11 protein-coding genes and 1 pseudogene are annotated in these 13,489 nt (G+C 43.9%); 2 read left to right on the forward strand and 10 right to left on the reverse strand.

The features are described from left to right. Positions 1-42 precede the first annotated feature (42 nt). Entirely contained in the window at positions 43-1,047 is a 1,005-nt protein-coding gene (locus O8C65_13405) for a hypothetical protein (GenBank protein MCZ7357918.1), read from the reverse strand. A gap of 107 nt (positions 1,048-1,154) precedes the next feature. On the opposite strand from O8C65_13405, the gene O8C65_13410 reads away from it, so the two are divergent. Beyond that, positions 1,155-1,904, forward strand: coding sequence for a DUF128 domain-containing protein (locus O8C65_13410; GenBank protein MCZ7357919.1), 750 nt, complete (start codon positions 1,155-1,157; stop codon positions 1,902-1,904). A gap of 99 nt (positions 1,905-2,003) precedes the next feature. Here the strand turns inward: O8C65_13410 and O8C65_13415 are convergent, their stop codons facing one another. From O8C65_13415 to O8C65_13450, 8 genes and pseudogenes are all read right to left on the reverse strand, one after another. Then, positions 2,004-2,558 carry a type 1 glutamine amidotransferase gene (locus tag O8C65_13415; GenBank protein MCZ7357920.1) on the reverse strand — a complete coding sequence of 185 codons (555 nt, stop codon included), beginning with the start codon at positions 2,556-2,558 and terminating at the stop codon, positions 2,004-2,006. Positions 2,559-3,063: 505 nt separating this feature from the next. Continuing rightward, a complete protein-coding gene (locus tag O8C65_13420; GenBank protein ID MCZ7357921.1) occupies positions 3,064-4,989 on the reverse strand; it encodes an ice-binding family protein in 1,926 nt (641 codons plus the stop codon). A 90-nt stretch (positions 4,990-5,079) separates the two neighbouring features. Then, positions 5,080-6,103, reverse strand: a pseudogene (locus O8C65_13425) (IS630 family transposase). A 397-nt stretch (positions 6,104-6,500) separates the two neighbouring features. Beyond that, complete coding sequence (locus O8C65_13430) at positions 6,501-6,674, reverse strand: hypothetical protein (protein MCZ7357922.1); 174 nt, start codon at positions 6,672-6,674, stop codon at positions 6,501-6,503. A 544-nt stretch (positions 6,675-7,218) separates the two neighbouring features. Beyond that, positions 7,219-8,583: a DHH family phosphoesterase gene (locus tag O8C65_13435; GenBank protein MCZ7357923.1), complete on the reverse strand. Its 1,365-nt coding sequence runs from the start codon at positions 8,581-8,583 to the stop codon at positions 7,219-7,221. Positions 8,584-8,639: 56 nt separating this feature from the next. Continuing rightward, positions 8,640-9,104 (reverse strand): cytochrome c, encoded by a 465-nt coding sequence (locus tag O8C65_13440; GenBank protein ID MCZ7357924.1) that lies wholly within the window; start codon positions 9,102-9,104, stop codon positions 8,640-8,642. Beyond that, entirely contained in the window at positions 9,101-9,337 is a 237-nt protein-coding gene (locus O8C65_13445; protein ID MCZ7357925.1) for an SHOCT domain-containing protein, read from the reverse strand. Before O8C65_13445 ends, O8C65_13440 begins: the two co-directional genes overlap by 4 nt. 112 nt (positions 9,338-9,449) lie before the next feature. Beyond that, positions 9,450-10,292, reverse strand: a complete 843-nt coding sequence (locus O8C65_13450; protein ID MCZ7357926.1) for a sulfide-dependent adenosine diphosphate thiazole synthase — start codon at positions 10,290-10,292, stop codon at positions 9,450-9,452. Between the two features lie 128 nt (positions 10,293-10,420). Here O8C65_13450 and O8C65_13455 point away from each other — a divergent pair, with 128 nt between their 5' ends. Then, positions 10,421-10,789: a hypothetical protein gene (locus O8C65_13455; protein MCZ7357927.1), complete on the forward strand. Its 369-nt coding sequence runs from the start codon at positions 10,421-10,423 to the stop codon at positions 10,787-10,789. Here O8C65_13455 and O8C65_13460 read toward each other — a convergent pair. Continuing rightward, positions 10,779-13,334, reverse strand: coding sequence for a valine--tRNA ligase (locus O8C65_13460; protein MCZ7357928.1), 2,556 nt, complete (start codon positions 13,332-13,334; stop codon positions 10,779-10,781). The genes O8C65_13455 and O8C65_13460 overlap by 11 nt on opposite strands. Positions 13,335-13,489: the final 155 nt, after the last annotated feature.

Here is a 13,489-nt window from a genome sequence, read left to right on the forward strand (position 1 = left end):
ACGACTCATAGGTGGTATAAGATTAAAAAATTACCGAAAAACTCACACGAATTCTGCATCACTGTAAGCTTTAATAGCTATGATTTGCCCATCGTATCCATTGATCTCTATTGTTTCCCCCAATCCTCTAATTTCCCATACAGGAATATGGATGAGGTCGATTTTGAGGGTGACCTCTTCTGGCTCGGGGGCAAACACTTTGTTCTCGAATACTATGGTGTCCCCGATCATCTCATTCAGCCTGATCTCTTTTGCATGCTCCATTATTATGGCGTCTGTCGCTTTTCCCGTGGCATCTTTTTTTGAGACAATGGGCTGTTTTATCTCATAGTTCTGGGTCGGCACAAAGGTATTATCCTGGAAATCCTTGCACTTCCTGAAAGAATTACCACCAGTCAGCGCATGGATATAACCCTCGCCATCTCCCACAAGGTCAACCGTCCTTGATTTGAATTTTTTCTGGGTGTTAAAAGAATAATTATAATACCATACAGGGATGAATTTCAATTTTTGGCTTTTTGACTTCCCGATCTTGGCCTCTGCTATTGAGAGAGCGTCTGATTTGCCGATATTTATCGGAACAGAGCGCAACAGTATCCTGATGGTTTTTTCATTTTCCGATTTTACAAGTTCCTGGAGAACTTCATGGGGAGGAGCTGTGATGGATTCAAAAATGTTCTCCGTTTTTGCCGTTGTCACTTCCGGATGTTCTTTATTTATCTCTTCTCCGAGAGCACCAACAAGCACGGCTCTTCCTATCCACGATTCAAGTTCGCTCCGGTCCCAGATAGTAAGCCCTTCTTCAAGGGCGAAAGATCTGGTTTTTTCATCGATAGATTCCAGGACGATTATGCCTTTGCCGCTGTATCTCTGAACACTGTTAGAAAAGTGCCTGATGCTATTGAAATTAACAACGGTATCAAATTTGATGAACAGATGCTCGGAGTCCTTCTCTGCAAGCAGTTCTGATATATCGGAAGCATTTAAGCTATATCCATAATACCTGAAAATTTTTTTAATAATTCCAATTACTGCCTGCTTATTCATGGCTATAATACTTCTCACCGGATTAAAATACTTTATCTCTGTTAAATGAAATATATTGATTCGGTAACTATTTATAACGTACTGTAATTATAATCCCCGGTTTAAATATGACAGAAATCATGTTCATGATCTCCAGGATTGAGAGCAAGATGTATGAGGTAACTTTTGACCCTATCAGCCGTAAGGGGAAAATAATCGCCAATATATCGATCGTTGATGAATCCGATCTCAAGAAGGTTATTGAATTGTTCAGGCAGGCGGTCCATAGCGGCTTATCGGTCAGTCCTTATATAAAAATAGTACATTCCGGTGAAAAAATAGGCAATGTCAAAATTGACAAAGGAAAAGTAGGTATAGCCACAGCCTGCAGCATTACTATAGACGGCGTACTGTTAAAGGCCGGGGTACCTGTTAAACCCAGGTTCGGCGGGGTCGTGGAAATCCATGACGGTTCTCCGCTGCGGTTTACCGATATATTGGCCTATGATAGCACGACTATCGATCCTCTTGATGTATTGATGTCGCAGGAACTCACCTCTGTGACCGAGATGATCGGCACTGGCTCGGGAAAGATACTGGCGAATCTGCGTGAAGCACCCATGGGAGCGCGCAACAGGATAGAACAGGTGCTCGATTCGCTTGTTGAAGCGGGATTCTCCTGCATACTTGAAGTGGGAGAACCCAACAGTGATATCCTGGGCTTCCAGGTGGGAAGGGACAAGCTTGGGATAGCGGTGATCGGAGGGACAAACCCAATGGCCCTTGTGCAGGAGCATGGTATTGATATCAATACGCAGGAGATGTCGATACTCCTTGATATTGAAGAGATGAGCCATATAGATGAGATAAGAGAATAAAACCGCATTTTATTGAAAACCACTGTCAGCATTGCCATAAAACCTTTAAGTCACAAACCCCATACGATGTAGAGGCCTGTATCTACCGTTTTTCGTTTGCTATTTTTCAACCAGTCTGACCATCCTCATTACCTCTCGCATAAATGCGGGCAGGTCCATCGGCCAGCGCGAGGTGACGAGATTCCCATCAACGACCACCTCTTTATCCTCCCAAATTCCGCCTGCCTCTTTTATCTCTTCGGGCACCCCATCATACCAATAAGAAGTAAGGTGCCTCCCTTTCACAAGACCGGCTGACACAAGAGTATAGGGGCCATGACAGATAGAGGCGATGGGTTTATTTTTGGCAAAGAATGATTTAGCTATCTCCTGCGCTTTTTTGATTCTGCGCACGGTTGCCGGCGCTCCATTCGGCGCTCCGCCCGGAATGATAAGAAGATCGTATTCGCCGGGATCAACTTCTTCAATAGTTTTGTCGGGTTTTAAAACGTATCCGTTTTCTCCTCTCATCTCCTTCATGGTGGGTGCGGCGATGTCCACCTGCCATCCTTCCTCCAGCAAGCGGAAAAGAGGGAAGAAGACTTCCATATCCTCAAACTTATCTGCAGTGAGTACAACAGCTTTGCGGTTCGATTTATTTTTAGGAAGTTGCATAAATTTCTCCTTAATTGTTGCATTGTAGTAAATCAATAGAAACGTCAAGAGCTCGACCTTTGGCGATTTTGTTCAAGATGTTTCACTCCTTGTATTATTGAATGCATTTCGGTATAGAAATAGTATTGCCTATTTGATTATTATAGAACAGGGATATTGAAGGGGTCTTATTCTTAACAAATCTTTCGGTCTAACTTACTACCGATTCTGCCTTTATTTCATTAAATTGTAAATAATGTAAATCTTATTTTGTCATCAATCGCGCAATTGATTTGAATTCTTTTGTACATTATCTCATATCCCAAGCGGATTTATGGTCGACCTTTTCGCGTGGCATCAATCCCCATCTTGGAACCAAGGTTGGGCAATGCATGGTCAAGTGTGTCTGTCGGGGCTCTGTCGATTATCGTAATGATATCTAAATAACTAATGTCCCGCATACATTGTGCAGGATTTAACAAAAAAGACCTGCACCAGGATCCAAATTGATCCTGGTGAGTTATTTTCAAACAATCGGGCAGGTGTTTATCACTGGATTTCCTACAACTAGACCACTAATAGTACCACCACAAGAGTCTGTGATGCTGCCAGAATTGGTTATCGGGCCGCTGTTGGTGATTGGAGCGGAGTTGGTTATGTTTCCGCTGTTTGTGATGGGACCGCTGTTGGTTATGGGGCCGCTGTTGGTTATGGTGCCAGAGCTGGTTAAGGTAGCAGAATTGGTGATGAGGCCGCTGATGCTATTAATGATCATGCCGGTGGCACTGTTGGCTATGGGACCGCTGGTGACGAGGGCACCAGAGTTGGTTATGGTACCGCTGTTGATGATGTTGAGACTGTTGGTGACAGTCCCACCGAGGTTATTGGTCAGTTTACCAGAGGTCGGCAAGGTGATGGCGCCAGAGGTGGTGATGATGCCGCCGTTGTTGTTGGTGATGGTGCCGCCATCGGTGATGACACCTGTGGGACCGTTGGTGAGCGTACCACTATTGGTTAGCGTACCAGCGTTAGTTATCGGGCCGCTGTTGGTAACAGTACCAGCGTTGGTTATTGTACCGGTGAGGGTATTAGTGATAAGCCCGCTACTTGTGAGAGTACTGAGGGCTGCATTGGTTATGGTAGCAGAATTGGTGATGGTGCCAGAGCTGGTGATGGTGCCACTGTTGGTGAGTGTATTAGAGGTGGTAAGGATGCCCGTGGGGCCGATTGTAATGGTACCAGCGTTGTTAATGGGGCCGCTGTTGGTGATTGTACCCAGGTCCGTGATAAGACCTATGTTGCTTAGAACCACATTGGAGTTGACAATCAATGTGTTTCCAGAGTTAATTGTTAAAGTAGTGGTGGTACATGTTGAGGTAGCCCAGCTTCCTCCTATTGTTTGACACGATGTTTGATCAGACAATATGATAATTGCTGGGGTAGGTGTCGGGGGTGTAACTGGTGGAGTTACTAAAAGCGAAACTGTAGTAGTATGTGAAAGTATACCACTTATTCCAGTTACAGTTAATGTATAGGAGCCTGTTGGTACTGATGGGTCAACAATTAATGTTAGTGTTGATGTGCTTGAAGCGGGATTAGGTACGAAATTTCCTGCGACACCTGAAGGATTCCCACTTAGCGAGAATGTCACTGGAGAACTGAATCCGCCTGATGGAGTAATAGTTATTGTAGAAGTTCCAAGGCTACCTTGTGAGATGGCGACAGATGATGCGGCCAAGGAGAAGTCTGCTGTCGGAGGAGTTGGTGTTGGAACTGTAATAACAGCAGTAGCTATTGTAGCTGGTCCTTCAGTTAATACTCTGCCGTTCATAGCTGTGTTCGCACCTACTGTAATAGCAGCCGCCTTGGTCATTATAGTTCCCTGGAAATTGCTGTTCGCTCCAAGTGTTGAGGCTCCTGTTACTACCCAAAAAACTTGATTAGATTGGGCGCCATTGGTTAATGTGATAACTGAATTGGCTACTGTGTTCAATGCACCAGTAATCTTGAAGATGTAAACTCCGGGACCGTTAAGAGTAAGTGTTGTTGTAACAGAAGCAGCACCCCCAATACAATGGACGCCAGGTGCCACGGTCGAGCCACCTAAATCAACAGCGGCTGGATTAGTATCATCACATGTTCTGGAATTTGCGTTATTTATTGCAGAGTCCAAATCAGAATTTGCCTTGGTATATGCAGCATCATTCAGGTGGTTGGTACCCGTAATTGTACTTGGAGTCGTCGTTTGCCCACCGATACCACTTCCAACATCTCCGTTAACGGTGGTTGGGTTGGTGTTGGTTAAGGTCTGAGCGAGTACACCGAAAGTGCTAGCTTTTCCAAGGTTTACTGGGCCTGGTGCTGGTGCTCCTAGCCCAGAAAAAACTAACACAGAAATTATCATCACGACTAAAGCCGGGATGATGACTATTTTTTTATTGTTTGTCGACATATTTACCTCCACTCTAATATCGCTTGAGTAAATATGGTGACTTGGAGTAGATGTAATTTTCTCCCAGGTGGGAAGATGGTCAAATTATAGTTAAGAACCTAACATTTCTAACTTATTAATAAGGAACTTTTCAATCCATCTTTTGGCAAAGCTCATTTTTGATGAAAAATTTTGGAAACTGCGATAGATGATATCTTTCAGATGACTCACGTCAACGATGAAATTTTTTGAAATGACTTTCTTGATGCTTTTCCAGATGAATTCTATCGGATTCAAATCTGGAGAATATGGAGGCAGATATATCAATTTGATGCCAATTTCTTCTGCAAAATCCATTGTAAAATTTGCTCTATGCGAACGGAAATTGTCAAGAATAAGAATAATATTTTTTGTAGGATTTTTGGATCTAATTTCTGTTAAGAATTCACAGACATCCTCTTTTCTTGAATGCTCCTTAAAGTTAATTACAGAGTTTCCATTCAACGCATAAAATCCAAACGAATTTGCTCTTAGCTTTGTTGTATTCTTGCAGATTGTTGGTTTTGTAAACGACCATAATCTTTGAGTATTTGCTGTTGTTTGAGGTGATGATTCATCAAGAAAACCTATGATTGCATCCTCACTCAAATTGGGTAGTTTTTTTTAAGATCTCTTCTGCATCATCTGGTCTTCGGTAATCGTGTGGAAATGGTTTCGCAAGTTTCATGCCAAATTTTCTCAAGATAATTCGTATTTGCTTCAGAGAATATTCAACCATGAACTCGTCTGATATGAGTTTCTTAATTTCATCTGTTGTCCAGTCATCCCGTTTATTCAGGATTTTCTTCAGTTGTTCTTTTTGATCATCAGAAAGTTTTGATGGTTTTCCTCCTGCAAATTTTGGTTTTAACCCCTCATATCCCTCTTTATTCCACCTATCCTGCCAGATATAAGCCACTGGTTTTGATATTTCCACACGCTCAGCAGCCTCTTCAACCGTCACTCCTTCATATCGATATTTTATGAAATACAATCTCTGCAAGACTTTTACATCTTTTTCCAGGGATTTTATTCTCTTTTGCAGTTCTTCGGCTGTAATGTGCCGTTCAATAGTGATATTTTCTGGTCTTGCCACATTGAACTATAATGCTCTAATTAGTTATAAAAGTTACGTTTTTAACTATAATTCATCTTATTATTGCGGGGAAAGAGAGGCCTGAGAAACATCTTTCTGGCATTGCCAAGCTGATGAAGTTTTGTTATTTTCTGATGGTGTTAATTCTGAACAAGTAACTGATACCTTGGAACAAATGGGCACAGAATATAAAATAATTCCATGTATTACTGACCATTTATGTCGGATTCCATTATGCCAAACAATGAATTGTGTATATTACCTTCTGCAACCCCGATTTCTAGACTATCTAAACAAGATGCGTGGTTTGATGATGAAGAATGAACGAAAAACAGAAAGAATAGAATTCAAATTATTCAGGAATAATTTGGGTATAATATTGGAAAATTGCTTTATATCAACAAACACATTTAATTCGTTGAGGAACGAACCAACCAATACCACCAAACCACCATCCTATCCTATCCAAAAATATTTCTTTTTTTTGGTTTGTTTCCTCAATATTTATTCCAATTACTGCTAAGATTATTTTTAATATAAGTTTTTCTATTCTGGCTGAAAATCGGGTCATGCATCCTTATTGCTCCACCAATAGACATCTAATTAGCATCTTTCAGAACATATTCTCTAACTTTCAATTTTTTAATATGTTCATCTAATAGATTTCAAATTTGTCTTCGTTTATGATTTGAAAAATCTTTCAAGTTTATGGATTCACTGATCTCTCATTCCGATGGTGATGTTAGCTCCATGAAGTAATTTTCATCGCCATATCTGATGGAGAAGGAAAAGGAAGATGGGCAGGGAGGGTATACGGATACTGAATAAGTCACAAAAAAACGGGATTACCTGCCCATCAATATTATAACCGTTGCATTAATTAATAAGATTATCCATGTTCATAATGATGAAAGTCTAACTTGTATTACATGGTGAATATTGTATAGTACATCAATTAATGCTGGGTCGAATATGACGGATTATATACAATCATCTCTAATTCTACCTTTGGTTGTAGCTGCATTACCTATTATAGTTAAATTTATTATATATTATTTATATCATCCTAAACTTGAGATATTTTTCCCATCACCCAAGTGATTAATAGCTACTCTTTATTCCAACTGCGCCCTTATCTTGGAATCAAGTATCCTCAGGAACTCATTCTTTGCCTCTCTCGGGATAAAAGCCCCTGCCGCAATGTCATGCCCGCCTCCTGTGCCTCCCACCTCTTTCGCAGCCTGGCCTATAGCAACTCCAAGGTTCAAGCCTTTTCTGATAAGGTCGTAATTTCCCCGGGATGATACCTTGACCCCGCCGTCAGAATCGGCAAATGCAATAATCGGCAGGTTCTTGTTATTGATAAAAGATGCGCTCATCCCTGCAACTATGCCCACTATGGTCTCCCTTATCTTATTTCCGGAATCGAAATACTGCAGGTTCTCCATTTTAGTGGTCCCCTGCTCCTTGACGAGATTCAGCCCTTCGACAAGATTTTTCCTGTGGTCATTAAGAAGGGCGATAGCCTCATCATATTTCTTGCCCCTCTCGCCCATACAGACCGCAAGTCCGATATCGGCATGGTCGTAGCGCGCCGTGGCATTAAGAAGAGTCGAATATTCGGAGGCGTCCCTGACCTCGGTCCCTTCTCGCTCCTGCAGCAATGTATAAACTTCGCCTACCAGCCTCTGGACATTGCGTGCCTGTAACCCGGAGGAAAGACAGAACTGGATAAGGGCAGAAACTATCTGCTGCTTTTCATGAGCTTCAAGGTCGATCCACCGCCTCCATTTTTCACCATGCTGGCGTATGCCGATCTTTTTAAGGAATTCTATACTGGCGTCTTCGTTTCCGGTGATTCCCGGAAGGTATGGGTCAGAGGAATATTGCAGCAGCTTGAAGATCGGTCTTGTCTGTTTGCCGAAAAGGAGCAGGTCTTTCTCATGGCACAATACCCCGTACCTTGTCCCGTCATCCAGGATAGACCGGTTAGCGCCTATCAACTGTCCGTGCTTCATGTGCTGCAGGTCCCCAACAGCTCCCACAATGGCAAGTGCGGCAAGGTCCCTGTTCTCGCCAAGCGATGATACCATGGTATATGTCACACCTGACCCGCTTATTTCATTCGCGCCGTTTATCCCGAAAAGATGAGGATTCAGGTGGCGTTCATGCGTTCCATGAGGCTGGTGGTGGTCTGAGATCACAGCATTGATATTCAAAGAGCTTATTGCATCAAGCATTCCGCTCCCCAAGTCGGTGAATACGACGAGTTCGGGGTTTTTATCTGCAATCTCTGTGAGCGCAGATATATCAAGCTGTTTTAAAAAACGGGTTTCGTATTCGATGCCCGCCCTTTCAAGCGCTTTACACATTATGGCCGCAGATGTCAGGCCGTCTGCATCGATGTGTGACACCACGAGAGCAGAAGCGTGCTTCTTAATATAATCCGCACATTGTTGGGCTCTCAATTGAAATGTCATACGCGTTTTTATAGTTCGTTAATATATTAAACCATTTTGCCAGCAGGGGGAAAGTATTACTTCAGGCTTTTAAGGTACCCTATGAGATCATTAAGGTCGCTGTCAGACATATGCCACACGGGCATGGGAGTATCAAGCGGTTCTCCGTCTTCGTCGATACCCTTCGTGATCGCACGTTTAATTAGGTCATCAGTATAATTTTCGCCCGCCAACGAGGAGTATCGTATATCAGGAGCATCGAATGTCCACATCATCATTCTTCCCCTCCCTCCTGTTCCATCAGGACCGTGGCACGCGGCACAGCTCATCATCCCTCCGCGCATTGTCATCGTCCCTATGGATGAGATTATAGCTTCTCCAGAATCGGTTGTAGCGGTGAAATAGATCCTCTCACCGTTGCTCTGGAAAGCCGTTGCCTGCCTGGTGTAATAAGATGGGGATCTGTAAGAGAGCAGGAAAAGACCTATCATTCCTACAACAATAAGAATTATTGCGATCTGCAGGTTTCCCGGTTTTTTCATACCAGGTCTTTCTTTTTCTCCTCGAATTCTTCCTTGTTTATCTCACCGCGGGCGTATCTTTTCTTCAGAATTTCAAGGGCAGATTCTTGTTCTGTTTTAGCTCCACCATGTTCCCACAGATATTTGATGAGCAACACAAGACCGATGAGCACCAATATCGAGAATATCAGCCCCAGGATCCAGTAACCTCCTCCCATCATTCCATAACCGTAACCGTCCATCATTCCTTGCATGATCAACCTCCACTAAGATAATTAATAATTGATTTAGTACTATAAAAAGACAGGGGCTGAAAGAAATATAAAAAAGGCAGGCGCTTGCCCACAGCGCCTTGTAATGCTAATATTATTCGGTCACGAGAACATCCGGGGCTCGATGTCCTATCCTGCCAGCACTTTTTGCTTTTATCCCGCTGATCTTTTCATGCGCAAGTTCTGCCGCTTTCTTTCCCGCAAGGAGCATACCGCCAAAAGTGGGTCCCATTCGCGGCGCGCCATATGTTGAGGTGGCTGACATGCCTGCAACGATAAGACCGGGATATATCTCATGTGTAAGCTCGACAGTCTGTTTTTCAGCCTCATCCACCCAGAGGGATCCGCAGCCTGGCGGCTCGGGAATATTTAATCTCTTTTGCTGCCAGAGACGCCTGACAAGGAAAGAATCGTGGCCTGTAGCATCTATTACCACTTTTGATCTTATCGCGATCGGATCCATGCAAGTAATGAATTTAGGCATCTGCTGCACGGGATACCACTGGATAACTACCCCTTCAACATGATCTTCCTTGAGGATCAAATCTTCTACGTTCGTGGAGTTCAGCAACTTCGCGCCGGCATCGCACGCGCTTGCGAGCATTTTCGAGACCATCTCAAAAGAATCGCAGACATAGAGTCCTTCTTCCACTTCCTTGAGTCTCACACCGCACTCTTCAAGTATCTTGTGGGCCGGTGCTCTCACCGTATTTTTGGGCATGAGAAAACCTCCCTGCCACATGCCTCCGCCGCCGTAAATATTTCTCTCGATCATGACAGTCTTGTGTCCCAACTCAGCCGCATACTTTGCAGTTGCCACCCCGCACGGTCCCGAACCCACAATTACGATATCGCTATCAAGAATATTCTTTATAAAATCATCCAGGAATTCATTTACTATTGTTTTCGTAACATGTATCTCACTAAGGCTTGTCATAAATTTCACCTATGTCAATAGGGCTTCTGCTGACCATAAACTTTTCTAAGGAGTACTGCAAGAAGCAGGAATAGGATTAAATAACAAGATTTATACAAAGGAAAAAAAATACTCCAATAGGTCGAAAAATGGAAAATATCCCCCTCTATACCATACTTTCAGGAAGTTCAGTTATCCTTTCCGTTCTTGGGCTATATTTTGTTGCAAAGATATGTGTAAGGTGGAAGAAAATGGATAAGGACGTTCTCAAAGCAAGGGTTTTTCTTAACAAGAAATTCCTGACAAAGAATTGGACATACGTCTTTCTTTCGGGAGCTTCCATGACGGTTCATCAGTCCATAGAATTCCTATCCTCATTATATCATGTCGCAGATATTCGTCTCGAAAGCATTTCCGAGATATTTGAGTTCATAACACTCGTATTCATCGTTGTGCTGGCATACGAATGGTACAGGATAATTTACCTGGAAGACAAGCCCTTCTTATTTAGCGCATAATTACGATTACTGCACTTCCTACTTCAAGTACGTCCACAGCTTTTCCTTTTAACAGGATCTCTTTTTCCACCCTGAAGAATGACCCATCAAGGGTTATGTTATCACCTTCAACAAAAAGCGAGACACTGCCGGTTTCTGCATCCACCGGATCCGAGCGTGTAAGTGCTTCCACAATGGATTTTGCCCTATTCCTGTATGTCCTGCCCAGAACCTTCATATCTGGCTTGATCGCCACCGGCCTAAGGTCAAAGTCAGGGCTTCCTGTTCTAATTTTGATATCAGAATTAGTTACTCCTGCAATATCTGATGCGTCTGTTATGGAGGAGTATATCTCTATTTCCCCAAGAGGCGAATTCAAGGCCATGCCGTGCTCCGATTTATAGCGCCTTATTGCACCTGCCATTTCTTTTATCAATTCACCGGTCGCTTCTGCATCTGCATCGATAAGCGATTCATCCGCTTCAGGCCATGCCTGAAGATGCACGCTTCCCTGATTCAGGTGCGAATATATCTCCTCGGAAAAATACGGCAAAAATGGTGCAAGAAGCCTTGATAATGTGTCTATGGTGACATAGAGCGTATACTGGGCAGCCTGTTTTCCTTCTTTGTCGCCGTAAAGTCTTGATTTAGCTAGCTCAATATAATTATCTGCCAGGATATCCCAGGCGAACCCCCGTATTGCCTTAAAGGTTTCATCGAACTGGTAGGCATCCATTTTTTGTGTCGCTTCTTTCACAAGCCTGTTCAATTTGCTTAACAGCCACCTGTCAACTGGCGTAAGAGAAGCAGGTTCATCCGAAATGTGTGGCAAGGAAAATCGCATGATGCTCCATAGTTTCTGGAGGAATCTTGAACCCGCTATTACATCCTTCCAAGAAAATATGATATCCGACCCAGTCGTGCCGCCAATAGCTGCCCATTGCCTGAACGCATCGGCGCCGTATTGCTTCATCACTTCTTCCGGAACAACGAAGTTGTTTCTGGATTTGCTCATTTTATGGCCGTCTTCGCCAAGTACCATTCCGTTGAGCAGGATCGTGTCCCAGGGTTTTACATCGAGAAGTGCTTTAGCCCTCAGGATGGTATAAAAAGACCATGTGCGGATAATATCATAACCCTGCGGACGAAGCTGTGCAGGCAAGAGCAGCGGATGCTCGCTCAGCCAGCCTGCAACATGCAGGGCAGATATGGATGAGTCCATCCAGGTGTCGAGTACATCCTCTTCTCCTTTCCACTTCGTGGAACCGCATTCGCATGCTTCGGGCGGGTCTTTCTGTGTAGGGTCAAGCGGCAGCCATTCCTCTTTTGCGACTTTCGTTTTACCGCAACCTGCGCAGTACCATGCGGGAATAGGCGTGGCAAATATCCTCTGTCTTGATATACACCAGTCCCACTCCATGGTGCCAGTCCAGTTCTCCAGACGCACTTTCATATAATCCGGAACCCATGTTATCTCGTTCGCGGTATTCAGGATATCCTCGGAGATAATCTTAACGAACCACTGTTTTTCAGAGAGTATCTCGATAGGCGTTTTGCAGCGCCAGCACAGGCCAACGTTCTGGTCGAGTTTTTCTTGTTTGTAGAGAATGCCGGATTCTCTCATGTCCATGATTATGGCTTTCTTGCATTCTTCAGTCGCTAATCCTGCATATTTGCCTGCAAGTTCGGTCATCTTGCCGGTCTTATCGATGGCTTTACGCAGGGGCAGATTGTGTTCAACCCACCACCTCACATCCTGCTTGTCGCCAAAGGTGCATATCATTACCACTCCCGTACCAAAGGAGGGATCGACGTTCTTATCAGAGATTACCTTGACTCTATGGCCGAATACTGGCACTTTTATCTCTGATCCAACATATTCGCGATATCTATTATCATCAGGATTTACCGCCACAGCCACGCAGGCAGCAAGCAGTTCCGGACGCGTGGTGGCGATTTTTAGTTTATCGAAGTTAAGGTAATTCAGGATGGTGTCTCGAGCATCGTATTCGACTTCTGCAAATGCGATAGCTGTCTCGCAGCGCGGGCACCAGTTCACAGGATGGTTCTGCTGGTATATCCTGCCGCTGTTGTACATCTGCACGAAAGACCTCTGCGTTTTTCCAAAATACGCCGGTTCCATTGTAATGTACTCATTGCTCCAGTCGATGGAAAAACCAAGGCGGCGCAGGCTTTTTCTCATGCGTTCGATGTTCTTCGTCGTGAGTTCGACGCACAGGCGGCGGAATTCCTCACGCGAGACCTGGCTCTTCGTGATACCATGCGCCTCTTCCACTTTCACTTCTGTGGGCAGCCCGTGGCAGTCCCAGCCTTCGGGGAACATCACATTGTATCCGCGCATCCTTTTATAGCGCGCCACGAAATCGATATAGCACCAGTTCAGCGCATTGCCGATGTGGAAATTCCCTGTAGGATACGGTGGAGGCGTATCGATTATGAACCCGGGTTTTTTTGAATCCCAATCAAAATAATACATGGAGTCGGGCCATGCATCCATCCATTTTTCTTCGATCGCGTTGCAATCGTATTCTTTCGGGAGTTCCATAACTCTCGCTCTGATAACTTACATTGTTAATAGAATTATCGGTTTTTAGTGACTGTTTCAATTCGTGGTGGTAGTTATCCTGAAATCAATACCTTGTATCTAAAAACAATACCGATAAGATGAGTTATTTCTTGGTTTTACTATTAATTTATGCG

The organism is Candidatus Methanoperedens sp. (assembly GCA_027460535.1).
GTDB lineage: Archaea > Halobacteriota > Methanosarcinia > Methanosarcinales > Methanoperedenaceae > Methanoperedens.

Excerpts from the sequence above, each read along its gene's own strand:
- O8C65_13405 (MCZ7357918.1), bottom strand. The coding sequence starts at position 1,047 with ATGAATAAGCAGGCAGTAATTGGAATTATTAAAAAAATTTTCAGGTAT.
- O8C65_13410 (MCZ7357919.1), top strand. The coding sequence starts at position 1,155 with ATGACAGAAATCATGTTCATGATCTCCAGGATTGAGAGCAAGATGTAT.
- O8C65_13415 (MCZ7357920.1), bottom strand. The coding sequence starts at position 2,558 with ATGCAACTTCCTAAAAATAAATCGAACCGCAAAGCTGTTGTACTCACT.
- O8C65_13420 (MCZ7357921.1), bottom strand. The coding sequence starts at position 4,989 with ATGTCGACAAACAATAAAAAAATAGTCATCATCCCGGCTTTAGTCGTG.
- O8C65_13430 (MCZ7357922.1), bottom strand. The coding sequence starts at position 6,674 with ATGACCCGATTTTCAGCCAGAATAGAAAAACTTATATTAAAAATAATC.
- O8C65_13435 (MCZ7357923.1), bottom strand. The coding sequence starts at position 8,583 with ATGACATTTCAATTGAGAGCCCAACAATGTGCGGATTATATTAAGAAG.
- O8C65_13440 (MCZ7357924.1), bottom strand. The coding sequence starts at position 9,104 with ATGAAAAAACCGGGAAACCTGCAGATCGCAATAATTCTTATTGTTGTA.
- O8C65_13445 (MCZ7357925.1), bottom strand. The coding sequence starts at position 9,337 with ATGCAAGGAATGATGGACGGTTACGGTTATGGAATGATGGGAGGAGGT.
- O8C65_13450 (MCZ7357926.1), bottom strand. The coding sequence starts at position 10,292 with ATGACAAGCCTTAGTGAGATACATGTTACGAAAACAATAGTAAATGAA.
- O8C65_13455 (MCZ7357927.1), top strand. The coding sequence starts at position 10,421 with ATGGAAAATATCCCCCTCTATACCATACTTTCAGGAAGTTCAGTTATC.
- O8C65_13460 (MCZ7357928.1), bottom strand. The coding sequence starts at position 13,334 with ATGGAACTCCCGAAAGAATACGATTGCAACGCGATCGAAGAAAAATGG.